Source organism: Variovorax sp. YR566, from assembly GCF_051992195.1.
Classification (GTDB): Bacteria; Pseudomonadota; Gammaproteobacteria; order Burkholderiales; family Burkholderiaceae_C; genus Variovorax.
Window position 1 is genome coordinate 3050741 of record NZ_CP197092.1, and the last position, 24915, is coordinate 3075655.

General features: G+C 68.7%; 18 protein-coding genes and 1 riboswitch. Of the genes, 9 read left to right on the top strand and 9 right to left on the bottom strand.

From position 1 onward, the window contains the following. Positions 1 to 8: 8 nt before the first annotated feature. Positions 9 to 413: a hypothetical protein gene (locus tag ACTG4X_RS14190; protein ID WP_093052597.1), complete on the bottom strand. Its 405-nt coding sequence runs from the start codon at positions 411 to 413 to the stop codon at positions 9 to 11. 163 nt (positions 414 to 576) lie between these two features. Here ACTG4X_RS14190 and ACTG4X_RS14195 point away from each other — a divergent pair, with 163 nt between their 5' ends. From ACTG4X_RS14195 to ACTG4X_RS14235, 9 genes are all read left to right on the top strand, one after another. Then, the gene (locus ACTG4X_RS14195) at positions 577 to 798 is read left to right on the top strand and encodes a hypothetical protein (protein WP_093052594.1); all 222 of its coding nucleotides are present in this window, start codon (positions 577 to 579) and stop codon (positions 796 to 798) included. A 79-nt stretch (positions 799 to 877) separates the two neighbouring features. Beyond that, positions 878 to 1175: riboswitch (cobalamin riboswitch) on the top strand. Between the two features lie 132 nt (positions 1176 to 1307). Further along, on the top strand, positions 1308 to 3494 hold the full coding sequence (locus ACTG4X_RS14200; protein ID WP_440534100.1) for a TonB-dependent receptor: 2187 nt from the start codon (positions 1308 to 1310) through the stop codon (positions 3492 to 3494). Positions 3495 to 3505: 11 nt separating this feature from the next. Further along, positions 3506 to 5035, top strand: coding sequence for a PepSY domain-containing protein (locus tag ACTG4X_RS14205; protein WP_440534101.1), 1530 nt, complete (start codon positions 3506 to 3508; stop codon positions 5033 to 5035). A gap of 46 nt (positions 5036 to 5081) precedes the next feature. After that, positions 5082 to 5759 (top strand): energy-coupling factor ABC transporter permease, encoded by a 678-nt coding sequence (locus ACTG4X_RS14210; RefSeq protein WP_093176519.1) that lies wholly within the window; start codon positions 5082 to 5084, stop codon positions 5757 to 5759. Positions 5760 to 5841: 82 nt separating this feature from the next. Continuing rightward, the gene (gene cobW, locus ACTG4X_RS14215; RefSeq protein ID WP_093176521.1) at positions 5842 to 6909 is read left to right on the top strand and encodes a cobalamin biosynthesis protein CobW; all 1068 of its coding nucleotides are present in this window, start codon (positions 5842 to 5844) and stop codon (positions 6907 to 6909) included. 12 nt (positions 6910 to 6921) lie between these two features. Continuing rightward, positions 6922 to 10740 carry a cobaltochelatase subunit CobN gene (gene cobN, locus ACTG4X_RS14220; protein WP_440534102.1) on the top strand — a complete coding sequence of 1273 codons (3819 nt, stop codon included), beginning with the start codon at positions 6922 to 6924 and terminating at the stop codon, positions 10738 to 10740. After that, positions 10737 to 11801, top strand: coding sequence for an ATP-binding protein (locus ACTG4X_RS14225; RefSeq protein WP_440534103.1), 1065 nt, complete (start codon positions 10737 to 10739; stop codon positions 11799 to 11801). The genes cobN and ACTG4X_RS14225 overlap by 4 nt, the downstream gene beginning before the upstream one ends. A 119-nt stretch (positions 11802 to 11920) precedes the next feature. Beyond that, positions 11921 to 12439 (top strand): vWA domain-containing protein, encoded by a 519-nt coding sequence (locus tag ACTG4X_RS14230; protein ID WP_440534104.1) that lies wholly within the window; start codon positions 11921 to 11923, stop codon positions 12437 to 12439. Between the two features lie 44 nt (positions 12440 to 12483). Continuing rightward, complete coding sequence (locus tag ACTG4X_RS14235; RefSeq protein WP_093080326.1) at positions 12484 to 12819, top strand: DUF1090 family protein; 336 nt, start codon at positions 12484 to 12486, stop codon at positions 12817 to 12819. Between the two features lie 29 nt (positions 12820 to 12848). Here the strand turns inward: ACTG4X_RS14235 and ACTG4X_RS14240 are convergent, their stop codons facing one another. The 8 genes from ACTG4X_RS14240 to ACTG4X_RS14275 form a co-directional block, all read right to left on the bottom strand. Continuing rightward, positions 12849 to 13331 carry an SET domain-containing protein gene (locus tag ACTG4X_RS14240; RefSeq protein WP_258349956.1) on the bottom strand — a complete coding sequence of 161 codons (483 nt, stop codon included), beginning with the start codon at positions 13329 to 13331 and terminating at the stop codon, positions 12849 to 12851. 32 nt (positions 13332 to 13363) lie between these two features. Beyond that, positions 13364 to 14587: a GAF domain-containing sensor histidine kinase gene (locus tag ACTG4X_RS14245; RefSeq protein ID WP_440534105.1), complete on the bottom strand. Its 1224-nt coding sequence runs from the start codon at positions 14585 to 14587 to the stop codon at positions 13364 to 13366. 32 nt (positions 14588 to 14619) lie between these two features. Continuing rightward, positions 14620 to 15549 carry an ABC transporter substrate-binding protein gene (locus ACTG4X_RS14250; protein ID WP_440534106.1) on the bottom strand — a complete coding sequence of 310 codons (930 nt, stop codon included), beginning with the start codon at positions 15547 to 15549 and terminating at the stop codon, positions 14620 to 14622. Between the two features lie 21 nt (positions 15550 to 15570). Further along, a complete protein-coding gene (locus ACTG4X_RS14255) occupies positions 15571 to 16422 on the bottom strand; it encodes a PA4780 family RIO1-like protein kinase (RefSeq protein ID WP_093052559.1) in 852 nt (283 codons plus the stop codon). Beyond that, a complete protein-coding gene (locus ACTG4X_RS14260; RefSeq protein ID WP_440534107.1) occupies positions 16419 to 17459 on the bottom strand; it encodes a GNAT family N-acetyltransferase in 1041 nt (346 codons plus the stop codon). Before ACTG4X_RS14260 ends, ACTG4X_RS14255 begins: the two co-directional genes overlap by 4 nt. A 345-nt stretch (positions 17460 to 17804) precedes the next feature. Beyond that, positions 17805 to 19739: a reverse transcriptase family protein gene (locus ACTG4X_RS14265; protein ID WP_440534108.1), complete on the bottom strand. Its 1935-nt coding sequence runs from the start codon at positions 19737 to 19739 to the stop codon at positions 17805 to 17807. A gap of 285 nt (positions 19740 to 20024) precedes the next feature. After that, positions 20025 to 21710, bottom strand: coding sequence for an SWIM zinc finger family protein (locus ACTG4X_RS14270; RefSeq protein WP_440534109.1), 1686 nt, complete (start codon positions 21708 to 21710; stop codon positions 20025 to 20027). Next, entirely contained in the window at positions 21707 to 24889 is a 3183-nt protein-coding gene (locus ACTG4X_RS14275) for a hypothetical protein (protein WP_440534110.1), read from the bottom strand. The genes ACTG4X_RS14270 and ACTG4X_RS14275 overlap by 4 nt, the downstream gene beginning before the upstream one ends. Positions 24890 to 24915 lie beyond the last annotated feature (26 nt).

A 24915-nucleotide genomic window follows, 5' to 3' on the forward strand; every position in this document is an offset into this window, starting at 1 on the left:
TCTTCTTCTCAGAGGTCTTCGATGACCAGCGTGCGGTAGCGCTGGGCGATGGAATAGGGCACGGTGCGCACCAGTTCCATCAGGCGTTCGGCGGCAGCGCCGTCTCTTGTCCTCACCAGCAGGCCCGTGTGGCCGTCGCGCGCCAACTCGGTATAGGCGCGTACCGTCGCGGCGTCGGTGCCGGCGGAGGGCAGGGGGTTGTCGGATGTCTTCGCGGTCGGGGCGATTTCGGCCAGCACCGTTTGCGCGGGCAGCAGATAGACCTCGTCGCCACTCATGCCTTTTTCGATCAGGCGGTGGCCGATGCGGTCGGCGTCTTCCGCACTCGGAAACATCACCATCGAGTAGCCGGTCGGGTAAAAGGCCCCGCCGATGCTCGATCGCATGCCCGGTTCAAGAGTGAAATGCTTCATGCTGCCTCCTGTTCTTGGAAAGGCTTCTGAAAGGTCCCTGACTACAACATTAGGTCGCACCGGCACCGGGCTCTGTAGGAGAAACCCGAAAGCACTGTCAACCGCGTGCGTACCCCGCCCATTCAAAAAAGAACCGACAACCTTGTCAGCCACTCTTACCTCCATGCCCTCATCGAGAAACATCGCGCTCACCGTCCATGAACTGGAGGCGGGCGAGTTCTATTGGGTGCTGATGGAGGCGGTCGACGACACGCCTGGCGAGACCTCCCACGTCTATGTGCCGCTGGAGGCAGCCCACGATCCCTATGCCACCTATTCGAACGCGCTGGTGGCGGGCGTGGCTGTGATGCGGCGGCTGTTCGGACCCGACGGAAGGCCTGCCTGAGGCCCATCAGAGGCCTTCGGCGGAAGGCCTCTCCCTATAATCCCGCCGTTCTGGTGCGTTAATTCTTATTAATCCCGCCAGGCAACACGGTTCGAAGGTGCCCCGCACGCCATCTCATGGCCACGGGGTTAAACGGGAAGCAGGTGCGCCGCGTCGTTCATTCTTGATTGATTGACGCTGCAACTCCTGCGCTGCCCCCGCAACGGTCAGCGGATCTGGAAACCCTCACGCTCATGCCTCCCAGACGGCACGGGCAGCCACTGCGCTTCGGCGTGGGAAGGCGAGGGTTTCGGCCGCGGTGTGCATCCATTCATTGATTGATTGGCACGCCGCGGCGCTCCGCAAGCCCGGATACCGGCCTTCGCAACCGCCTTCGGACGCTGCGGGAGTGCGTGTCCGGGCCTGCCACCGCTTCGCGCTCGCGCGTACCGTCGCAGTCCCTTCGCCTCTTCCGCCGCGTCCTCTATCGGTCAGGAGCCTGCGGGGACGCAGGTCGGAGGAGAAGTTACATGGGTCATGCATCGCCAGCGCGCGATCGCACGGGCGCGCCGCTGCGTTGGACGCGCCTTTCGGGTCTTTCACTGGGTCTGGGGTTGGTTTTTGGGCCTTCCGCGGTCTTCGCGCAGTCGTCGGGTGAAGCAGCCAGCAGCAACAGCCAGAGCCTCAAGCCGGTGCAGGTCGAAGCCGAGCGGCATGCGCCGCTCGCCATCGACGAACCCTCGCACACCGGCAGCCGCCTCGGCCTCACGCCGCTGGAAACTCCGGCCAGCATCGAAGTGCTGACGGGCGACACCATCCGCGCACGCGGCGACGTCTCGGTGATCGATGCCGCCACCCGCGCCACCGGCATCACCGGCACGCCCGGCCCCGGCAACGGCGGCACCGCGATGGTGGCGCGCGGTTTCTCGGGCCACGGCTCGGTGATGCAGCTCTTCGACGGCACGCGCCTCTACGCGGGCGCGGGCACCGTCACCTTCCCGTTCGACACCTGGTCCGTCGACCGCATCGAGGTGCTGCGCGGCGCGGCCTCGGTGATGTACGGCGAGGGCGCTATCGGCGGCGCCATCAACGTGGTGCCCAAGAAGCCGACGCGCGGCCCGATCCAGAACGAGGCGCTGGTCACGGTGGGCTCCGACGCCACCCGCCAGGTGGCCTTTGGCAGCGGCGGGGCGATCAACGACAAGCTCTCCTACCGCTTCGACATCAGCCACCGCCAGACCGACGGCTTCATGCAGCGCGGGCAGGCCGAGAGCCTGGCCGTGGGCGCGGCCGTGCGGCTCGACGTGTCGCCGCAGCTGCAGTTCACGCTGTCGCACGACGAGGGCCGGCAGTCGCCGCAGCGCTACTTCGGCGTGCCGCTGATCGACGGCCGCCTGAGCAGCCAGACGCTGCGCCAGAACTACAACGTCGACGATTCGGAAATCAAGTACCGCGACAAGTGGACCCGGCTCGACGCCCAGTGGACGCCCAACAGCTCCGTCACCGTGCGCAACCAGCTCTACCGGCTGGAGAGCAAGCGCCACTGGCGCGACAGCGAGACCTACACCTACAACGCCACCACGCGGCGCGTGACGCGCGGCGACTACCTGGAAATCGGCCACGACCAGGAGCAGATCGGCAACCGCACCGACGCGACCTTCAAGCACAGCCTGTTCGGCCTGGCCAACCAGGTGCTGGTGGGCTTCGACGCGAATCACATCAACTTCCAGCACAGCAACGATTCACCGTACGGCGGGCGCTCGGTGGTCGACCCCTTCGTCTTCAACCCCGGCTACTACGTCTCGCCGGTGGCCTACACGCCGCGCTACCGGACCAAGACCGACACCTACGCCTTCTTCACCGAAGACAAGCTGGCCTTCAACGAGCAGTGGTCGGTGGTGGGCAGCCTGCGCTGGGACCACGCCAAGGTGGCGCGCACCGACCTGCAGAACGCAGCCAACAACCTCGGCAAGACCTTCGAGTACGCCACCGGCCGCCTCGGCGTGGTGTATGCGCCCGATGTGTCGCAGTCGTTCTATGCGCAGGTGGCACGCGCGGCCGACCCGCTGACCTCGCTCATCTCCACCTCGGCCACGCAGGTGCCGTTCGAGCTCAGCACCGGCCGGCAGGTCGAGGTTGGCTACAAGCGCCAGCTGGCCGACAACAGCGGGGCCTGGACCGTGGCGGCCTATCGCATCGAGAAGACCAAGCTGCTCTCGCGCGACGCGACCGACCCGACCATCACCCAGCAGATCGGCAAGCAGTCGTCCGAAGGCATCGAGGCCACGCTCGACCTGGCGCTCACCTCGACGCTGCGGCTCGAAGCCAACGTGGCCAAGCTGCGCGCGCGCTACGACGACTTCAACGAAGTCGTCAGCGGGCGCCTCGTCTCGCGCGCGGGCAACACGCCCACTGGCGTGCCCGAAGAGGCCGCGAATCTCTGGCTCAACTGGCGCTTCCTGCCGCAGTGGGAGGCTGACTTCGGCGTGCGCTACGTCGGACCGCGCCAGGTCGACTCGGCCAACTCGCGCAAGATCGGCTCCTACACGGTGGCCGATGCGGGCGTGAGCTGGCAGGCGAATCCTTCGCTGAAGCTTGCGCTGCGCGCCTACAACCTGGCCGACCGCCGCTATGCGGTGTCGTTCTCGAACGGCGGCAACCAGTGGTTGCTGGGCCGCCCGCGTTCGTTCGAGCTGTCGGCTCTGGTCAACTTCTGAGCGGCGCTCCCATGACTTCCGCATGGCGCCGCGCCTGGCCGGGCATCCGGCACTGGCTCTACTGGACGCACCGGTGGCTAGGCATCGGCGGCTGCCTGCTGTTCGTCATGTGGTTCGTCTCGGGCGTCGTGATGATGTACGTGGGGTATCCCAACCTCACGGACGAAGAGCGGCTTGCGGGGCTGGCGCCGCTGCGTTTCGAGCAGGCGGCGGTGTCGCCAACCGCTGCACTCGATGCGCTGCCGCAGGCGGCCCGCGTGCAGCCGCGGCGCATGGTGCTGGAGATGCAGGGCGGCATCAACGCCGAGCCCGTATGGCGCATCGTCGATGCGAGCGGAGGCCGGCATACGGTCTCGGCGCGCGACGGCCATGTGCCCGGCCCGGTCGATGCCGCGCAGGCCGAAACCATCGCACGGGCCTTCTCGGGCCATGCGAGTGCGCATCGGGCCGAGACACTGGAGCGCGACCAGTGGACCGTGCCGCAGGGCCTGAACCCGCTGCGCCCGCTGCACCGCATCGAAGTCGGCGACGCGGCCGGCATGGAGCTGTACGTGTCTTCGCGCAACGGCGAAGTGGTGCGCGACACCACACGCGCGGAGCGCTTCTGGAACTGGCTGGGCTCCGTACCGCACTGGATCTACTTCACGCCACTGCGCGCCGATCCGCCGCTGTGGCATGACGTGGTGGTGTGGCTGTCGGCGGCATGCATCGTTTCGGCCGTGACGGGCATCGTCATCGGCATCCTGCGGGTGCGCCTGCGGCGCAGGTTCCGCAATGGCGCGGTCACGCCGTACAACGGATGGATGGCCTGGCACCACATCGCGGGGCTGATCGGCGGCTTCTTCGTGCTGACGTGGATCATCAGCGGCTGGCTGTCGATGAACCCCAATGGCTGGTTCCAGCGCGGGCCGGGCGACGCGGCTGCGATGGCGCACTACACGGGTGCCGGTAAGTCGCCGTTCCCCTGGCCGCCAGCGGTGTTGCCGTCAGGCGAGGGCGAGGCTGCCCCGCGCGAGGCCGTGCTGTTGTGGTTCGACGGCAAGCCGCTGCTGCAGCTGCGCGACGCGAAGGCGCGCGTGCGGGTGGTCGATGCGGCCACCGGCAGCCCCGCCGTCATCGGCAAGGACGACATCCTGCGCGCCGCCGCCCGCCTGCGGCCCGGCGCCATCACCCAGGCCACGCTGCAGACCCGCGAAGACTTCCACTGGTACGGCCACCACCGCGAGCGCACCGTGCCCGTGTGGCGGCTGCAGTTCGACGACCCCGCGCACAGCTGGATCTACATCGACCCGGCCAGCGGGCAGGTCGCCGGCAGCAACGACAGCAATTCGAGGCTGCGACGCTGGCTCTTCAATGCGGCGCACAGCCTCGACTTTCCCTGGCTCATCCAGTACCGGCCGGCCTGGGACCTCGTGGTGTGGCTGCTTTCCATCGTCGGCATCGTGGCCTCGGCCAGCGGCGTCGTGATCGGCTGGCGACGGCTGCGGCGCAAGCCTCGACCATTGGCCATATCGAAGGGGCTTGCGCAAGCAGGCCCATGAACCAACAATCAACTTTCGCACTGCGGTGCATTTCAGGAGGTGCTCGATGCACATCGAACCAGGTCTCGTCGACGGATCCAAGATCTTCCTCAGCTACGCCACGGCGGCAGCTGCTCTCGCCTACACAGGCAAGGTGGCCTTCGATACGGCCGTGAAGGACGGCCTTGCCGCCCTGGCGCTGCGCTCGGCCATTGCCATTGCGCTGGTGTTCTGCTTCTTCGAGGTGTTGCCGCATCACCCGGTGGGCGTGTCCGAGGTGCACCTGATTCTGGGCACGACCCTGCTGCTGGTGTTCGGCCTGGCGCCTGCGGCCATTGGCCTGGCGGGCGGGTTGCTCATCCAGGGCCTGTTCTTCGAACCGCAGGATGTGCCGCAGTTCGGCATGAACGTCACCACCTTGCTGGTGCCCCTGTTTGCGACTGCCGCGCTGGCACGGCGGATCATTCCCCAGAACCTGGCCTACGTGGACATCAGCTACCAGCAGGCATTCAAGCTGTCGGTGGCCTACCAGGGCGGCATCGTGGTCTGGGTCGGCTTCTGGGCGCTTTACGGACGCGGCACCGGGCTCGAGAACCTGAGCCAGATCGCCAGCTTCGGCGCTGCCTACATGACGGTCGTGCTTGTCGAGCCGCTGGTCGACCTGGGTGTGTTGGCCGCCGCAAAGGCCTGGCGTCGTCTGCAGGGCACGGCCTTCGTCGAGCGCCGCCTGTACAGCGCCATCTGATTCAACCAATGCATCGCCGCGCTCACGAGGTGCTGCCTCGGGGAGCGGCACGGGCGCTTGCGCGCCTGAAAGAACATCTCCCATGACACAAGCAAGCAACGCCAAGATCCCCGTCACCATCGTCACGGGCTTCCTCGGCAGCGGCAAGACCACGCTGCTGCGCCACATCCTCGGCAATGCCGAAGGCCGCCGCATCGCGGTGATCGTCAATGAGTTCGGCGAACTCGGCATCGACGGCGAAATTCTTCGTGGCTGCGGCATCGGCTGCGACGACGAGGGCAACGAGCGCGAAGGCGCGCTGTACGAGCTGGCCAACGGCTGCGTCTGCTGCACCGTGCAGGAAGAATTCCTGCCCGTGATGCTGCAACTGGCTGAGCGGCGCGGCGACATTGATGCCGTGATCATCGAAACCTCGGGCCTCGCGCTGCCCAAGCCGCTGGTGCAGGCCTTCCAGTGGCCGGACATCGCCAACATCTTCACCGTGGATTCCGTGGTCACGGTGGTCGACGGCCCGGCCGCCGCCTCGGGCCAGTTCGCCGAGAACCCCGAGGCTGTCGACGAAGCCCGCCGCGCCGACCCCAACCTCGACCACGAATCGCCGCTGCACGAGCTGTTCGAAGACCAGCTCTCGGCCGCCGACCTCGTGGTGCTCAACAAGACCGACCTGATGGACGACGCCGCGCGAGCGAAGGTCGAGGCGCTGGTGCGCGAAGAGCTGCCGCCCGAAGTCAAGATCGTGGCTGCCACCGAAGGCCGGCTGCCGCTCGCGCTGCTGCTGGGGCAGGGCCGCGCGGCCGAGGCCACCATTCACCTGCGCGAAAGCCACCACGACCACGAGGAAGACCACGACCACGACGAGTTCGACTCGCTCGTGATCGAGCTGCCACCTGTGGACCGAGACGGCCTGCTCGCCGTGCTGGGCAAGCTGGTCGAGCAGCACACCATCTACCGTGTGAAGGGCTTCGTCGCCATTCCGGGCAAGCCGATGCGCCTGCTGGTGCAGGGCGTGGGTCGCCGCTTCGACCATCACTTCGACCGTCGCTGGCGCGATGGCGAGGCGCAGCGCACGCGGCTCGTGTTCATCGGCGAAGACCTCGACGAGGCGGTGCTGCGCAAGGCGCTGGAAGAGGTGAGCGCGGTCGCAGCCTGACGGCCTGAACGCATGCACCTGCTGAGCACCCAGCCCGGACGCTTCGTCGAAGACGACAGCGTCGTCACCCGGCTCGACCAGACGCCGGGCGACATCGTGGTGCTCAGCTCGGCCGACACCACGCTCGCGCTGCTCGCGGCGGCGCGCACGGCGCTGGCGGTCACCGACCCCGGCTATCCGTCGCTGCGGCTGGCCAACCTGATGCACCTGCGCCAGCCTGCGTCGCTCGACCTGTACATCGACGAAGTGCTGCAGCATGCGCGCGTGGTGGTGGTCGATCACCTGGGTGCGGAATCGGCCTGGGCCTACGGGCTCCAGCAGCTCGAAAAGCTCGCGAAGCGCAAGGGCCAGCAGCTCGCCATGTTCTCCGGCGACCTGCAGGAGGACGAAGACCTGCTTGCGCGCAGCACGGCGCCGCGCGCGGTGAGCCGCCAGCTCTGGCAGTACATGCGCAGCGGCGGGGCGGGCAATGCGATGCAGTTTTTGTGCGCGGTGGCCTTCCATGGGCTGGGTCACGGCGAAGCGCCGCTGCCGCCGCGCGGCCTGCCGCAGGTTGCGCTGCATGTGCCGCGCGGCATTGACGCTGCGCACACCGTGGCCGGCATCGACGATTTGCGCGCCGGGTGGCATGCGGGCGCGCCGGTGGTGGCGCTGGTGTTCTATCGCTCGCATCTGCTGTCGGGCAACACGGTGGCTTTCGATGCGCTCGCCGCCGCATTGAGCGCAGAAGGGCTGAACCCGCTGCCGGTCGCGCTCGATTCGCTCAAAGACCCGCTGTGCCTGTCCACACTGCGCGAGTTGTGCGCCGAGCATGACGTGCAGCTCGTGCTTAACACCACGGCCTTTGCAGCATTAGGGCAGGGCGCGCAGAACGAAGAGGGCGAAGGCATCGCGCTGGCCGGTGACGCGCCCGTGCTGCAGGTGATCGTGAGCGGCGGGAATCGCGAAGACTGGCTGGCCGACAGTCAGGGCCTGCGCCCGCGCGACATTGCCATGCAGATCGCGCTGCCCGAGATGGACGGCCGCATCATCACGCGCGCCGTGAGTTTCAAGGGCCTGTCGCACCGCTGCGAACTTACGCAGACCGAGGTGGTGAACTACCAGCCCGAGCCTGATCGCATAGCTTTCGTCGCCGAGCTGGCGCGCCGCTGGTGCCGGCTGCGCAGCCTGCGTGCCGGCGATAAGCGCATCGCGCTGATCCTCGCGAACTACCCGGGCAGCGAGGGGCGCATGGGCAGCGGCGTGGGGCTCGACACGCCTGCCTCGGTGATGGCGATCCTGCGCGCGATGGCGGCCGAAGGCTATGCGCTGGGTGAGCCCGGCGCAATGCCCGCCGATGGCGATGCGCTGATGCGCAGGCTGCAGGAAGGCATCGCGAACGACCCCGCGCAATGGGCCGCGCGGCCGGCGTGGCAGAGCTACGGGCTGGCCGAGTACCGCGCATGCCTGGCGAAGCTGCCCGATGGCATGGCGGCGGCCATCGACGCGCGCTGGGGGCTGCCCGAACAAGACCCGATGGTGCGAAACAGCCGCTTCATGATCGCCGGCCTGCGGCTGGGCCGCGTGTTTGTCGGCATCCAGCCTGCGCGCGCACTGGGCACGCTGGGTGCAGCCGACTACGCGAGCTATCACGACGCGGAGCTGGTGCCGCCGCACAGCTATCTCGCTTTCTATTTCTGGCTGCGCGAGGCCTTCGCCATCGACGCGGTGGTGCACGTCGGCAAGCACGGCAACCTCGAATGGCTGCCGGGCAAGAGCATCGCGCTGTCGCAGACTTGCTGGCCCGACGCCATCCTCGGACCGCTGCCCAACGTGTACCCGTTCATCGTCAACGACCCGGGCGAGGGTGCGCAGGCCAAGCGGCGCACGCAGGCGGTCATCGTCGACCACCTGATGCCGCCGCTCACGCGCGCCGAGAACCACGGCCCGATGCAGGACCTGGAACGGCAGGTCGATGAGTACTACGACGCACTGCTGGTCGATGCGCGCCGCGCCAAGGTGCTGCGCGCGCAGATCCTCGCGGCGGTGCGCGCGCAGCATCTGGTCGAGGAACTGGGCATGCCTGGCGCGGAAGACGATGCGGTGCTCGCACGCGTGGATGCCTACCTGTGCGAGCTGAAGGAAACGCAGATCCGCGACGGGCTGCATGTGTTCGGCGCATCGCCGCGCGAGCGGCTGCGGCGCGACACGCTGCTGGCGCTTGCGCGCTATCCGGCTGCCGATGGTGCGGGCGCGAATGCCGGGCTGCTCGGCGCGCTGTCGCAAGACCTGCTGGTGGGCGATGCCTTCGACCCGCTCGACATCGACGCGGCCCGGCCGTGGCAGGGCGCGCGCCCCGCGCTGCTGCAATCGGTGAGCACTGAAGCGTGGCGGCATCAGGGCGACACGCGCGAGCGGCTGGAACTGCTGGCGCAGCGCCTGCTGGAAGAGGGCGCATGCCCGCCCGAACTGCCGAAGGCCGCCACCGTGATGGGCCGCATCGCGCAAAGCCTGGCGCCCGCGCTCGATGCCTGCGGTGCGCAGGAACTGCTGCAACTCTCCCGAGCCCTGCAGGGCCGCTTCGTGCCGCCGGGCCCGAGCGGTTCGCCTTCGCGCGGCCGGCCCGACGTGCTGCCTACCGGCCGCAATTTCTATGCGGTCGATACGCGCGCCATTCCCACCCCTACTGCCTGGATGCTCGGCCTCAAGTCAGCCGCGCAATTGGTCGAGCGGCATATGCAGGAGCACGGCGACTATCCGGTGGCCATGGGCCTGTCGGTCTGGGGCACGGCCACCATGCGCACCGGCGGCGACGATCTGGCGCAGGCCTTCGCGCTCATCGGCGTGCGGCCCAAGTGGGCGCCGGGCAGCCAGCGCGTGGTCGATTTCGAGGTGCTGCCCACTGTCGGCCTCGGCCGTCCGCGCATCGACGTCACGCTGCGCATCTCCGGCTTCTTCCGCGACGCCTTTCCCAACGCCGTGCAGATGTTCGATGCGGCCGTGCAGGCCGTCGCCGCACAGGAAGACGAAGACGCCGAGCGCAACCCGATTCGCGCACGCATCCTCCGCGAGGCCGCCGCGCTGGAGGCGCAAGGTGCTTCTCCGGAAGACGCGCGCCAGCAGGCCGGCTGGCGCGTATTCGGCTCCGCGCCCGGCAGCTACGGCTCGGGCCTGCAACCGCTGTTCGACCATGGCGACTGGCAGACCGACGACGACCTGTCGAGGGCCTACGTCGGCGGCAGCGCCCACGCCTACGGCCAGGGCAGCGACGGCGTGCCCGCCGCCGACGCGCTGGTTCGCCGCCTGCGCGCCATGAACGTCGTCATGCAGAACCAGGACAGCCGCGAGCACGACCTGCTCGACTCCAACGACTACTACCAGTTCCAGGGCGGCATGGTCGCCGCCGTGCGCCATTTGAGCGGCCGGCAGCCGGCGATGTACCACGGTGACCATGGCAACCCGCAGGCGCCGCGCGTGCGCACGCTGAAGGAAGAAATCAGCCGCGTCATCCGCTCGCGCGTGGTCAATCCGAAGTGGATCGACGGCGTGAAGCGGCATGGCTACAAAGGCGCCTTCGAGATGGCCGCGACGGTCGACTACCTGTTCGGCTTCGATGCCACCGCGCGCGTGGTCGGCGACCACCAGTACGCGATGGTGGCCGACGCCTATGTGCTCGACGAAGCCACTCGCGACTTCGTGAGCGAACACAATCCGCGCGCGCTGCACGACATGCTCAGCCGCCTGCTCGAAGCCATGCAGCGCGGCCTGTGGCAGTCGCCCGGCAACTACAAGAACCAATTGGAAGACCTGCTGCTCGACCACGAGCAGCAGATGGAAGGAAGCCCGCGATGACCACTGCCGCCCCGATGCCGGTGCCTTTTCCCTTTGCCGCGATAGCGGGCCAGCCGCATCTGCGCCAGGCGCTGCTGCTGGCCGCTGTCGATCCCGGCCTGGGCGGTGTGCTGATCGAAGGGCCGCGCGGCACTGCCAAGACCACGGCTGCCCGTGCGCTGGCCGAGCTGTTGCCGGGTGCCCCCTTCGTCACGCTGCCGCTGGGCGCGAGCCTCGAAAGCCTCGTCGGTACGCTGGACCTCGGGCAGGCGCTGGCTGGCCATGAGCTCAAGTTCGCGCCCGGCCTGCTGGCGCGCGCGCATGGCGGCGTGCTGTACGTGGACGAAATCAACCTGCTGCCCGATGCGCTGATCGACTCGCTGCTCGACGCGGCGGCCAGCGGCGTCAACGTGGTGGAGCGCGACGGAATCTCGCATCGGCACGCCGCGCGCTTCGTGCTGGTCGGCACCATGAACCCGGAAGAGGGCACGCTGCGCCCGCAACTGCTCGACCGCTTCGGCCTGTGCGTGCAACTGCGCAACATCGGGGGCGCGGCGGAGCGGCAGGCCATCGTGCGTGCGCGGCTGGCCTTCGATGCCGATCCGCAGGGCTTTCGCACGAAGCATGTGCAGGAAGAGGCTGAGCTGGCTGCTGCGCTGGTTCGCGCACGGGCGCTCGTGGGAGATGCAGCGGCGCTGCCGTACGGCGATGCGGTGCACGAGGCGGTCGGCGCGCTGTGTATCGAGGCCGGCGTCGATGGCTTGCGAGCCGATCTCGTGATGCTGCGCTCGGCTCGGGCACTTGCAGCATGGGAGGGCTCGGCTGCCATCACCACCGACCACGTGCAGCGCGTGGCAGAGGCCGTGCTGCTGCATCGGCGCAAGCCTGAAGCCGAGGCTGCGGCACCGGCCCCGACGCCTCGAGTCGCAAAGCCCGATGGAACGACCAACGGCAAGGACGAAGCAAACAGCGCAGGCGACGAAGACTGGGGTGCCATGCCCCCTGAACCCGTCGGCATCGAGCGCGTGAAGCCGCTGCGCCCGCTGATCGACCGCACGCAGGCCGCCCCAAAAAAAGCCTGAGCCTCCGGGACGCCGCACCCGCTGGCGCACGCCAGGGTGACCGGAGGCAGGGTTCGCAAAGGGACGCATGGCAGGGCCGCTCGCCGCAGGGCGCGGCCTTCGACTGGCCGCGCACCCTAGTGGCACGCGGCGCGGACCGGCTGCGTGCCGGGCACCTGCGCCATCGCCCGCAAGAAGCGCGCAGCGGCGCGCTCCATTGCTTCCTGCTCGACTGCTCGGCCTCGATGCGCAATGACGGCAACCTCGCTCGTGCGAAGGGCCTGCTGCTCGCGCTGATGCAGGAGGCCTACCAGCGTCGCGACCACGTCGCGCTGCTGTGCTTTGCCGGCGAGGTGGTCGAGCTGCGTCTACCGCCACGCCGCGCCAGTGCCTGGAACGACGACTGGATCGCGCCTATTGCCGCCGGTGGTGGCACGCCGCTAGCGCTGGGCGTGCAGCGTGCCGGCCAGTTGCTCGCGAAGAACGAAACGCGGCAACGCTGGCTGTGGCTGCTGACCGACGGCCGCAGCAGCGAAAGCCCCGCGCGGCCCGAGACCGCCGATGTCGCGTGCGTGGTCGATTTCGAGGCGGCACGAATGCCGCTGCACCGTGCGAAGCAGCTCGCCGCGCGGTGGGACGCGCGCTACCTCACCGTGTAGGGCTGATCGGCGGTTTTTGCACCGCCGTTGCGTTACCGTGCGGCATGAGCGTCAAAACCTGCTTCCTGGCCCTTGCGTTGAGCGTGACGCTGCCTGCTTTCGCACAACCCGCGGTGCCGCCGGATGGCGCGACTTGCCAGGCGGAGGAGGCATTGCTCGAACGCGACATCGATCTTGCGCGTTCCCGGGGCCAGATGTTGCGGCGGCGAGAGCTTGCCGAGGCATTGAGCGCGCTGCAGCTGCGTTGCAGCAAGACCGCGCCGCCAGCCGAGAGCCGCGCAGCCCGCATCGACAGGCTGGAGCAGGAGGCTCGGGCGCTTCGCCTGGAACTCGATCGCACCGAGGAGCAACTGCGCAAGCTGAAGAACGAGTCGCCCTGACGGCAAGGCCGCCTCGGACGACGGGTCGCTTACGGGGCGGGTGCCTCGGTTTCTTCAGGCGCCAGCATCGTCCCCCGACAGCCCGGCGAGCCGCAATGGCAGGGGTACTTCGACGGCGGTGAGCCGTCGTCCGCCGTCAGCGAGTAGTCGATGAACAACTCGTCGCCCGCGTCCACCGCCACCAGCGTCTGGAACTTGAGCACCAGTTCGCCGCCCTCGTCGTATTCCTCCACCGCTTCGCAGTTCGGCTCGCACGAGTGATTCAGGTGGCGCGTGGCGTTGCCGCCCTTGGAGCCGTCGATGGTCTCGTGGTTCGTCAGCGTGAACAGGTAGGTGAGCTGGTCGTCCCAGACCTTGGTGGCGATTTCGGCCTTGGTGTAGCGGCGGCCTTCGTACAGGCCGAGAAAGGCTTCGGCCGGCAGGTCGCGCGTGGCAAAGGCGCCGAGGCCGTGCACGCCGCTGGGGCCCACCCGGACGAAAGGGGTGGACGAGGTTTGCTTGCGATGCTTCATGGGAGAAAGAAGGAAACGGGGGCGTCGAGATATCAAGTGATCGGCAGCTTCGCCACGAAACAGGTGCCTTCGTCCGCACAGGACGTGACCTCCAGCGTGCCGCCGTGGGCCGCGGCGATTTCCGAGCAGATGTAGAGGCCGAGTCCCAGTCCGCCGCCGGGCTTGCTGTTCTCGGGGCGCCAGTAGGGCTGGAAGATCTTCGCGATGTCGCCGGGAGGAATGGGGTCGCCGCCGTTCGTCACCGACAGCACGAGCTGGCCGTTGCGCACGTCGGCGCGAACCACGATCGGCTGGTCCGGCGCGCCGTGCGCGACCGCGTTGCCGAGCAGGTTGGACAGCACCTGCTGGATGCGGCCCTGGTCGCAGCGCACCACGCCGCTGACCGAGAGTTCGTCGCGGATGTCGAGCGCGGGATGGGCGGCGCGCACTTCGTCGATCACGTCGTTGAGTCCCGAGGCCAGGAATTCGGTTTCGCGGATTGCGAGGCCCATGCCCGAGCCGAGCCGCACGCGCGCGAAGTCGAGCACGTCGTCGATCAGCGCCGACATGCGGCGCGTGCTGGCCTTGAGCCGGGTTCCGAGCTTGACGAGGTCGGGCTCCGCCTGCCGCCGGATCAACAGTTCGGCCGCGACGCCCACCGATGACAGCGGGTTGCGCAGGTCGTGCCCCAGCACGGCGATGAACTGCTCGCGCAGTTCGGCTGCGTCCTGCGCCGACTGCAGGGCCGTTTCGGTGCGCTCCTGCCGGGCTTCGGTTTCGAGCTGGCGCGCGATCAGGTCAGCAAAGGCGGTGAACATCGTCACCACCCGGGCATCGGACACCATGGCTGGGCGCGGGTCGATGGCGCAGAGGTTCCCGAAGTAGTCGCCGTTGCTGTGGATGATGGGCACCGAGATGTAGCTCTCGATGTTGTACAGGCGCGGTGTGTGATGGTTGGCGTAGACCGGGTCGGTGCTGGCGTGGTCGATCACCACGGGCTGGCGGGCCATGCGCGATTCGCTGCACAGCGTGGTCTCCACCTTGAGCTGGCCGCCGGGCTCCAGGCCGAACTGGATGGTGTCTTCCACCGCGCAGGCGGTCCAGGTGCCGTCGGTCACGCGGGCCACGGCGGCAAAGCCCATGCCGGTGTTCTGGCAGATGATCTTCAGCAGCGAGGGCACGGCGCTGATGCGGCCGATGGCGGCCACGTCCCGCGCGATGGCCTCGTCGCTGTCGACGTCGGCGGCAGGCGCGAAGAGGGCGGCAGGCGTGTTCAAGGTGCTGGAATGGTACGCCAGGGCCCGCGAAGTCAAGGCTTGGGCTCGCCCAGCGAGGCCAGGCAGCCAACGATCGCATCGGCCGCCTCGTCCAGCCGAGGGCCGGGGCGCATCATCAGGTCGAAGCGGGCCGAGGCAAAGCTGCACACGCGCCCGCGCTGGATGGCCGACATGGCCGACCAACCGGGCCGCGAAGCCATGGCCGAGATTTCGCCGAGGGCCGAGACCATCAGCACGTCGGGGTTGGCGCGCACCACGAACTCGGGGCTCATCTTCGGGAACGGGCCGAGCGTACCGGGCACGGCGTTGCCAAGCCCGAGGCGGGCCAGCGTCTCGCCGATGAAGGAGCTTTCGCTGGCCGCGGCCATGCCGCCGTGCACTTCGAAGTACACGCGCCGGCCCTGCCAGCCGGCGGGCACGCGCGCCTTGGCTGCGTCCAAGCCCGCGTCGAGCTTGCGCCAGAAGGCTTCACCCGCCCCGGGACGGCCGGTGGCGCGGGCCACGGCTTCCATCACGCGGCGCATGTCGGCATGGGTCTTGGCGTCCAGCGCAAGCACCTTGATGCCCAGGCGCTCCAGCGGCTCGGCGGCGCGGCTGCGCGGACGCAGCAGCACCAGGTCGGGCTTGAGCGCGACGATGCGCTCGATGTTCGCGTCATCGATGCCGCCCACCTGCGGCAGCCCTTTGACCGACGCTGGCCAGTTGGCGTGGCGGTCGATGCCCACCAGCCGTTCGCAGGCGTCGAGCGCGCAGACGGTTTCGGTCAGCGAGGGCATCAGCGACACGATGCGTTTTGCCGGCGCCTGCAGTTCGAGCGTGGTGCCGCGATCGTCCTCGAGGCGGATGCCGGCTGCGTGCGCGTGCATCGCCGCCGGGCCGAGGCCCAGGGCCACAAAGGCCGCGGCCTTTGCGATCTGTCGTGCGGTGGTGGAAAGGGGCGGGCGCGGGGCGGAAGAGTTCATCAGGCGGGCATCGTGAGCCCGCTATTGTCGCGGCGTCTGCATGCGCAGGCGCCGCGCCGCTTCTTCCTCGCGTGCGTCGTCCACCTCGCGCAGCACGTTGCGCAGGTCGACCGGGCCGGTCTCGTGCACGAACGCGCCCGTCAGCTCCGTCTCGGGGCGCAGCAGGCCGCGTTCGTAGAGGTGCCAGATCTCGTCGCCGTAGTGCGTACGCAGCAGCGCGGGCGCGAACTGGCCGAAGAAGTCGCGCAGGTTCCCGACGTCGCGCAGCAGCATGCGCCGCGCGTGGTTGTTGCCCGCGGCGTCCACCGCCTGCGGCAGGTCGATGATCACGGGGCCGTCTTCGGCCAGCAGCACGTTGAACTCCGAGAGGTCGCCGTGCACGATGCCGGCGCACAGCATGCGCATCACTTCCTTCAGCAGGCTGGCGTGGTGGCGTATCGCGTCTTCGGGCGAGAAGGCCACGTCGTTCAGGCGCGGGGCGGCATCGCCGTTGGCGTCGGTCACCAGGTCCATCAGCAGAACGCCTTCGAGGAAGTTGTGCGGCGTGGGCACGCGTACGCCCGCGGCGGCCAGGCGGTAGAGCGCATCGACCTCGGCGCTCTGCCAGATGGCCTCGGTCACCTGTCGGCCGAAGCGCGTGCCCTTGGCCATGGCGCGCGCCTCGCGGGTGTTCTTGACGCGGCGGTTCTCGGTGTAGTCGACGGCCTGACGGAAGCTGCGCTTGTCGGCCTCCTTGTAGACCTTGGCGCAGCGCGTCTCGTCGCCGCAGCGCACGACGTAGACCATGGCTTCCTTGCCGCTCATGAGCTGGCGCACCACGGTGTCGATCAGGCCTTCGTCGATCAGTGCCTGCAGTCGCTGGGGTGCTTTCATGAACGTGTCTCCTGGAGGAAGGTTCTCAGGCTTTCCGTGCCGATCTGGTAGAGCCCATCATGCCTGTGCGCGGCATAGCCGAGCCGGTGGTTGATGGAGAGCATGGGCTCGTTGACCTCGGCGTTGTGGGTAAAGGCCATCGCGACCTCGGGATGGTGCTCGCGCACGAGCTGCAGCATGGCGGCCTTCACGCCCTTGGCCAGGCCCTTGCCACGCCAGCGCCGCGCCACGGCTGTGAGCCGCTGGTGCATGCGGTCGGGGAAGCGCTGGTTCCAGGCGGCGTCGCACACCGCGACCACTTCGTCGCCGTCGAGCAGCAGCACGAGAAAGTGATCGCCGCCTCGGCGGTCCATGTCGGCGTACCAGGGAGGGAAGTCTTCCAGGTCGTAGCGCATCGGTGGCCGTTCGAGGTTGGTGGTGGGCGCGTCGTTCAGCAGCACGGATAGTGGCGCCATCAGCGTCGCGAGCCGTTCGAAGGGCACGCGGCCGGCGTGCACCTCGGCGCGCAGACCGAGGGCGGGTGCGAAGCCTTCGGCACGCCAGCGCGCGAGCGCCTGCCAGTCGAGGCCGGCGAAGGCCATGCGGTTCTCGACGATGCGGTGCTTCTCGACAGCGCCGATGGCCTGCAGGAAGGCGTGGCCTTCGGGCAGGTGCGCCTTGATCGTCGCAACGGACTTGCCGTGCGCCTCCATCAGCGCCAGCAATGTGCGAAGCAGTGCGCTTGCCACGCCGCGGCGCCGGTGCGGACGCAGCACGCCGCCCCAGGCTTCGAGGAACGGCACGAACGCCTCGTACTCCGGCGTGCCTTCGCGGCGAAAACTTGCGCTCAGGCTGCCGATGAATTCGCCGTGCTCGCCGACGGCCAGCACGCGATGAAAGACATACAGCGGATTGGGCCGCTGCACGTTGTGCCGGGTGTCGGCATCGGGAGCGATGGGGTCGCCGGGAAAGTCTTCTTCGGCGCGCAGGCGCCAGTACGCGAGGAAGTTGCCCCAGTCGGCGTCGCTCGCGCACTGGGGATCGAAAACAGTGGTCATGGTATGCCGCGCGGATGCGGCACGGGTTTCGAGCATGGTCGTTGGCCTTGATTCGACAAATGAACGGGGCGCCGCCGGCACATGCGTGCCGGTGGCGGCGTTTGAATCGGGGCGGCTTGGGGGCGTCGCGACGGCCGGAGGCCGCGCGGGGCAGACTGGCTACGCGATAGACGCGTGAACGATCAGCTGTTCAGATGAGGCCCGACAAACCGCACGTGCATGGGGGCATGAATTACAGCGTCTTCCATCGCGCACCTCCGCTTTCTGTGTGGTTGTCGAAGGAGCGAATGTAGCGGGCTTGCCGCGTGCTGTGAAGTGGCGTGTGGTTTTGGCGCATGCAACGCGTCAGTTCTTCATGCCGTGCACGATCGACGCCAGCAACGAAGACACGAAGACGGCCGCGATGAAGCGCAGCCAGCCGGGCTTGCGCTGCACGAAGTTGCTGATCGCCACGCCGCCCGTCAGCAGCCAGATCAGCGGGCTGGTGCCCGCGAGGAAGACGCTGACAACGTAGAGGGCTTGCAGCATCACGCTGAAGATCCAGCCGAGTTGGGAAGCGAGGCTTGGCACCTGCGCGGCGGCTTGCCCGGGCGGCGGTGCCGCGGTGGTCGTGCGTGCCGTTGCAGGTGTTGCGGGCTTGGCTGGCTGGGGCCGTGCCGCTTCGCGCTGGGCCTTCTTTTCTTCCGCCAGTTGCTCGGCGGTTTTCTCCAGCACCGGTGCGGGCGCCTCTGTCGGCTGCCACCATGCGGGCCAGGGCGCCTTGCCTGCGGCGGATTGCTTGCGGAACTCACCTGCAGGGAGCTTGCGTTGAGAGGCCTGCGGGACTGCAGGTGTCGCTGTACCGCTTCGTTGGTGCTTGGCAGCCAGCGCACGCACGCGCTGCAGGTACGGCTCGCCACGCGCCGGGTCGGTCATCGCGATGAAGTTCGCGTAGCCGCGCAGCGCGCCGATCACGTCGCTGTTGCCGTTCCATTGCAGGCCCTGCGGTCCGTGCCGCTCCGCCTGGTGCAGTACGGCGCGAAAACGCCGCAGGGTGTCGCGGTCGATCGAGAGCTTGTCGTTCACCACGATGCCCGTCACATGCTGCTGCTGGTGCTTGCGCATGACCTGCTGCTTGTCCGGGTGCACCGTGAGGCCTTCGCTGGCCACGATCTGCTTCACGCGCCACAGCAGCTTGCCGGTGTCGCGGCTGTGCTCGGGGCCGGCCGAGAAGCTCAGGTCGTCCGCATAGCGTGTGTAGCGAAAGCCCAGTTTGGCGGCACTCGCGGCCAGCCGCGCGTCGAGGCGGCGGCACAGCAGGTTGGTCAGCATCGGGCTGGTGGGGGCGCCCTGCGGCAGCACGCGTTCGCCGCGCGCGACGAAGTAGCGCCGGCCGTCGAGCTGCACTTCGTCGGTAGGCGCCTCGGTGCACACCAGCGCCAGCAGGCTCGCCACCTGCGACGAATAGCCGAGCTGGCGGAACACGCCGCGCACGCGGCGCATGCCGATGGAGGGAAAGAAGTCTTTCAGGTCGAGGTTGATCACCACGTCCTGGCCCACGTGCGGTGCGGCATTGGTGAGGATCGAGCGACCCGGCAGAAAGCCGTGCACGGCCTCGTGAACCGGCATCTTCGCGAGGATGTTGTCGAGCACCCAGTACTGCGCGCGCTTCATGCGCGGCATGGGCGCGGAGATGTGGCGCTCGCCGCCGCTCTTCTTGGCGATGGTGAAGCGCTGGTAGTGGCTCACGCTCGCCACGTCGCGGTGCCAGGCGAGAAAGCGCAGCTCGCCGAGGCCGATGCCCATCGCCTGCGCCAGGTCGCCTGCGTGGTCCAGCGCGGGCAGGGCGTTGCGGGCCAGTGCCTGGCTGTCGCTGTGCGCTTCGTTGAGACCGCCCGAAACGCCGTCGCCCACGTAGAGCAGCTCGCGCTGACGCCGCTCGTGCCACGCCACGGCTCGCGCATGGCGGCCTTGTGCGAGGCGCTGGCGGGTTTCCTCGCGGCGTTCGCGGGCCTTGGCCATGCGTTCTTGGCGCATCGTCTTCAGGGCCCTGTCGCGGTCCTCGATGCCGCGCAGTTCGTCGCCGAGCTTGGAGAGCGCCGTCTGCAGTTCGCTTTCGCGGCGGATCAACTGGGCTTCGACCGTCGGCTGCGCCGCGTCCTGCGGCCAGAAGCCGAGGCGCTGCATTTCCTCGAGGACGACTTCCTGCTTGGAGCCCTTGCGGATGCGCTCGTACAGCTCCTCGCGCGTGAGTGCCGAGTCGGGAATGGAAGAAGAGGAGGCGGGAGACTGCATGGTCATGGCGCTGCGCCACTGGCCGATGCACTGCTGATGATGAATCAGAAAAATTGCGAACGAAGCGGGAATCTCGTCGAAGAGCCGCGGGACTGGAGGGCTCCACTCGACGCCGTATGGCCATGGTGACGCCGATGAGCTTCGAGGAAGCCGCACTGTTATCGCGTCACCATGGCCATACGGCACAGTGAAGAGACGTCCAGTGACGCTTGGGAAGTGCTGTGTACGAGGACGGCGATACGCCGTCCGGATTGCAAGAGCCTTCCCGCTCCGTTCGCAAAAAACAGTGTATCAGCCGATGTGTGCGGTGGTCCTTTCCTGATCGGTCGATGTTGCTGCCGGATTGGCCGACAGGCGCAGCGCGAGCATGTGCTCGCACGGGCCCTTGGTCATGCGGTGGCGGATGAAGTGGGAGCACTGGCAGTCGCCCGAGGCCACGCGCTGGTCGGCGTCGAGCTGCAGGCTCATGAGGTATTCGCGCTGCCCCGAAGCGCCCTTGCACTTGCCGCTCAGCGTGAGGCCGCCGTCGGGGCGAGCCAGCGTCTTCACGTTGGCGATGCGGCGCGCCTGCACCAGTTCGGCCGCTGCCTCTTCTTCGGGGCTGGCGTAGCGCAGCTTGTCCATGGGCAGCGGCTCGCGGCTCAGCTCGCGCAGCCGCCACACGCCGTGCGCAAGGTCGTACACCACGCGCCCGGCCTGCACATAGCCGCCGAGGGCTGCATCGACCGTGAGGGTCGACAGGCCGGTGGCCGCTGCCAGCTCGGCCGTAGTGGCGCGCCAGCGTTCGCCCAGCGCCGCGAACACGCGCAGTTGGCTGTCCTGGTCGACCGTGTGGCGCGGCTGCAGCAGCTCGAAGTGGCCGTTGCGCGACCAGTCGTTGGCGGTCCAGCCCGAGAGGCCGAGCGTGAATTCCATATCGGGCAGTTGCGCTACCCAGAAGCTCGGCATGCCCGTGCCCAGCAGGTGCACCGTGAAGCCCTGCGCCACCGGCACGAGGCGTTCGAGCTGCAGCAGGCGGCGCCGGCCCCACACGCGGATGTCGATGTCGGAGGTGGCGCTGTGCGTGGAGCGCGGGCACACCAGCTCGTGGCCCCAGGGCTCGAACAGGATGCGCACCGGCTGCCCCGGCCGCAGGATGAAGCGCAGCGAGCGCGGGCCCACGCGCTCCTTGCGCCGGCGCAGCACGAGGCAGATGTTGTGCACGTCCATCGGGTGCAGCTGCAGCCGCTGCGCGGGCAGCAGCATCGCGCTGCTCACTTGCAGGAAGCCGCGCACCCAGCTGTCGGGCACGTCGATCTTCGGCTCGTGGAAGGCCGGGTCGTTGTCGCTCTGCACCTGGAAGCCGCCGGGGTCGATGGCCAGGCGCGTGGTCTTGTAGTCGCGGATCTTCTGGAACTCGTCGTACAGCGATTCGGAGTAGTCGACGTTGGTGGTGCCGAAGGCATGGTCGCTCGCGCGGTCGAAGATGTCGTGGCTGCACGAGAACATGCCGTAGCTCGACTCGTCCTGGCTGAAGCACTCGAAGAACACGCGGTCGGGGTGCACCGTGATCACCGGGTCGAGCACGAACCAGGCTTCGCGGTTGACCTTGTAGATGTGGTCGAAGTAGCGCTGCTGCGCGCTCATGAAGGGCTGCAGCACGGCCCGCTTGCTCTTGCGCAGCTCGGTCAGCTCGTTGCTGATGGGCGCCATCTGCGCCTTCAGCTGGTCGCTGCGCGCCATGAACTGCGCGAGCAATTCGTTCTCTTGCCCGGCCAGCCATTCGAGGTACGCGCTCTTGTCGCGCGGCTTGAAGCGCAGGTCGCCCACCACCACGTCGTGCAGCGCCGACATACCTTCGCGAAACGGCAGGTGCCGGTTGATGTCGGCAACGAAGTGCACCGGCGCGCGCAGCGTGTCGGGCGCGAACTGCAGTGCCGTGCTGTTCGCGGTGTGCTGTGCGCCGGAGTGGCCGAAGTAGCGGTACTGGAATCTCATGCGGCGGGCCCTCCGGTGGGGGCTGCAGTTGGTGCGCGGCGCGGCGCAACGCTGCGCACCGGAGCGGTCTGCAATGGGTTGTCCAGCCCGGGGAAGGCAGCCTGGATGCTGCGCAGGCCGGCCACGTACTGGGCGCGCTCGGTGATGGCGCCAGTGACGGCCTGCCTTGCGAACACGCGCGCGACGATGCGTGCGATGTCTTCCGAATGCATCGCCTGCGCGGCCAGGAACTGCATGACTCGTGCCTTGGCCAACCGGCCCCGGTTGGCCTGCGACAGCACGCTCAGGAAGTAGGGCTCCAGCCGCGCGAGCACGTCGGGCTTCTGGCTCGCGGCCGAGGCCAGCCAGTTGGTGACGAACAACTGCATGCCGGGCGATGGATGCTGGCTCAACTGCAGCATGTAGGTGGTGACGTCGGTCACGTCGAAATGCGTGGTGAGCAGTTCGCGGCCCAGGCGCTGGGCGCCTGCGTCCTTGTGATCGCACAGGCGCACCAGCAGCGCCGGCGTCCACTGGCTCGCGCCGCTTTGCGCGCCGAACCATTGACGGGCCCAGTCACGCGCATCGTCCCAGCGGCTGTCGAACATGCGAAGCGCGTCGCCGAGCTGTGCCAGCGTGCGTTCCGGGTTCGCCGCCAGTTGGTCCATGGCCCAGCGGCGTGCGGCGGCGGTGTCGACGAGGCCGAGGCTGGCGGTCTGCAGCATGTCGAAGCCTTGTGGGTCTTGCTGAGGAAGCAGCCATGCGCCGAGGCGCTGTGCGCCCTTGCTGCGCGCTTCGAGCAGACGCAGCGTGACGGCGGGCTCGCCGCGGCGCGTGTGCTCGGCCAGCGGGCCGCACAGCCATTGCAGCAGCGCATCGAACACGCCCTCGGCGGCTTCGGCGCGGAACAGTTCGTCGCGCAGCAACGGCATCAGCGCGGCACCGAAGTCCGGGTGCGTGGGCAGCAACTGCGCGAGCCGGGGCGCGACAGCTGCGCGCACGGCCGGCATCGGGCTGCTGCAGAAGGCGGCGAACAGCTCGGGCTGGGTAACCAGCGTGGCGTCGAGCAGGGCCGTGAACAGCCGCACGCCGGCACCGCGCAGACGCTCGTCGTCGGACTGCAGCAGCCGCGTGAGCACGCCCACCGGCAGGCCCTGGACCGACGCCGGGTGCAGCAGCAGCCATTCGGCGGCGGTGCGCACCACGTCAGGGCTCGCATGGTCGAAGAGCGCGAGCAGTTCGGGCAGCGGCGCCTTGGCGGCCGGGTTGCGCAGCAGGCCTTGCAGGGCCCACTGCAGGTTCTCGCAGATGGCGTCGAGCTCGGGTTGCCCGGCATCGCAGGCCGAAAGCCATGCGAGCAGGCTGCCGCACAGGGCATCGAGCGTTGACGGGTTCGGGGCGGCGGCCTGCAGAAGCAGGCGCGACGCGCGGCGCACTTCGGCATCGGCCGAGGTCAGCAGCATCAGAAGAAGGTCGACCTGCTGACTGTAGAGGCCCGGGTCCTGCGTGATGCATTCGAGCGCAAGGGCGCGCGCCTCGGCCAGCGGCGAGCTCAGCAGCGCAGGCAGCCAGGGCAGGGCCGGCGCACCCGCCGCGATGCGCTGGTGCGCGATGGCAAGGGCGAAGCGCGCGGTGTCATCCCAGCTGCTGCCCAGCAGGCGCCAGACGGCGGGCGCCTCGAGCGCTTCGCAGAAGGGCTTGTTGTCCTGCAGCGCGCGCGCCGCAAAGGCATGCACCGCGCCGCAGCGGCCTTGCTGCATCAACTGCAGCAGGGCCCGTGGATGGCGGTCCCAGCGCTCGGGCCAGGCTTCGGTGCGGTTCAGGCGCTGCGCGGGCAGCGGTGTGTTGCGGCGCCAGCGCAGGCCGCCGCGCTGGGCTTCCCATTCGGCGTCATGGCGGTGCAGCAGCTGCATCAGCACCAGCCAGCGGCTGTAGGGGCCGGTGTGCCAGCTGCGGGGCTCGGGTGTCCAGCGGGTTTCGCGCTGCTGGCCGGCGGTGCCGGCTTCGGCATCGTCGGCCGCGAGCAGCACGCCCATGGCCAGCTGCAGCCAGCTTGCCTCGTCGGCCGTGCCGGCCAGAGCCAGCCGGCGCAGGCTGCGCCAAGTGCGGCGGCGCAGGTAGTCGCGTGTGCGCTGGCTGTAGGCGAGGCGGCTGTCGGGCCGCACGATTTCCTTCGCGATCTCGACATAGCGGCCATTGACCTGCGCCCAGCGGCCACCCGTGCGGAAGGCCGCGCGCTGCGTTTCGAGGCGCTGGTGCAGCACGCCGAGCAGGGCGTAGTCGCCCGCGAACTCCGCGCCCTTGTACAGCCGGCGCCATGCGCGGAAGCTGCCGGCTGCGAGCTGCAGTGTTGGCGCAATTTCCATCAGGGCCGTGCGCGCGAGTCCATCGGTTGCCGGGCTTTCGAGCAGCGCGAGATCGAACAGCTGCTCGACCCAGGCCGCGTACTTCAGACCATTCCAGAGCGCTGGGTCGGCCAGGTGCTGCCGAAGCAGCGGCATGGCTTGTTCAACGGGCAGCTCGCTCATGGTGGCCCAGGCGCGGCGCAGCGGCGCGGGCCAGTCGTCCACGATGCGCGCCGTTTCGGCCGCGCGTTGTTCGGCAGGCCAAAGGTTCAGCGCGGCCCAGCGCGCAGCGCGGGTGACTACGGGCGTGCGGCCGCGCCGGGAGAGTTCGCGCATCGCCTCGAACGCACCGCCGTCGCCGCAGCGGCCGATGGCCCAGGCGATGCAGTAGTCGAGCAGCGGCTCGCCGGTTTCGATGTGGTCGATAAGTTGCGGCACGGCTGCAGCCAGCCGGCGCTCGCCGATGCGCCACACCACGCGGCTTCTGCGCACCGGGGCCAGCAGGCGCCATGCATCGGGGCGGATGCTGGCCAGCAGCACGGCGTCGCCGGGGTGTGCGAGCACGGCGGTTGCAGTGGTGGTGATGACGGCCTCGGCGACCGCCCCTTCGATCGCATAGCCCTGCGCGATCTGCGCTGCCACGGCGCGTTCGAAGGCGGCGTTGGCGGCCTCCAGCGGCAGCGGCGACGGCGTGTAGACCGTTTCCTTCCACTGCAGCCCGTCGCGGCTGGTGCTCACGTGCACCACGTGGCCCGGCGCTTCCGGCAGGGCGAACAGTTCCACGGTGCTGAAGCCCGCGGCGCCTGTCGCGCCCGGCTTCGTGCGGATCAATTTCTCGGAGCGAATGCGCTTCACGCGGAGGCCTCCCTGCCTTCGGTTGG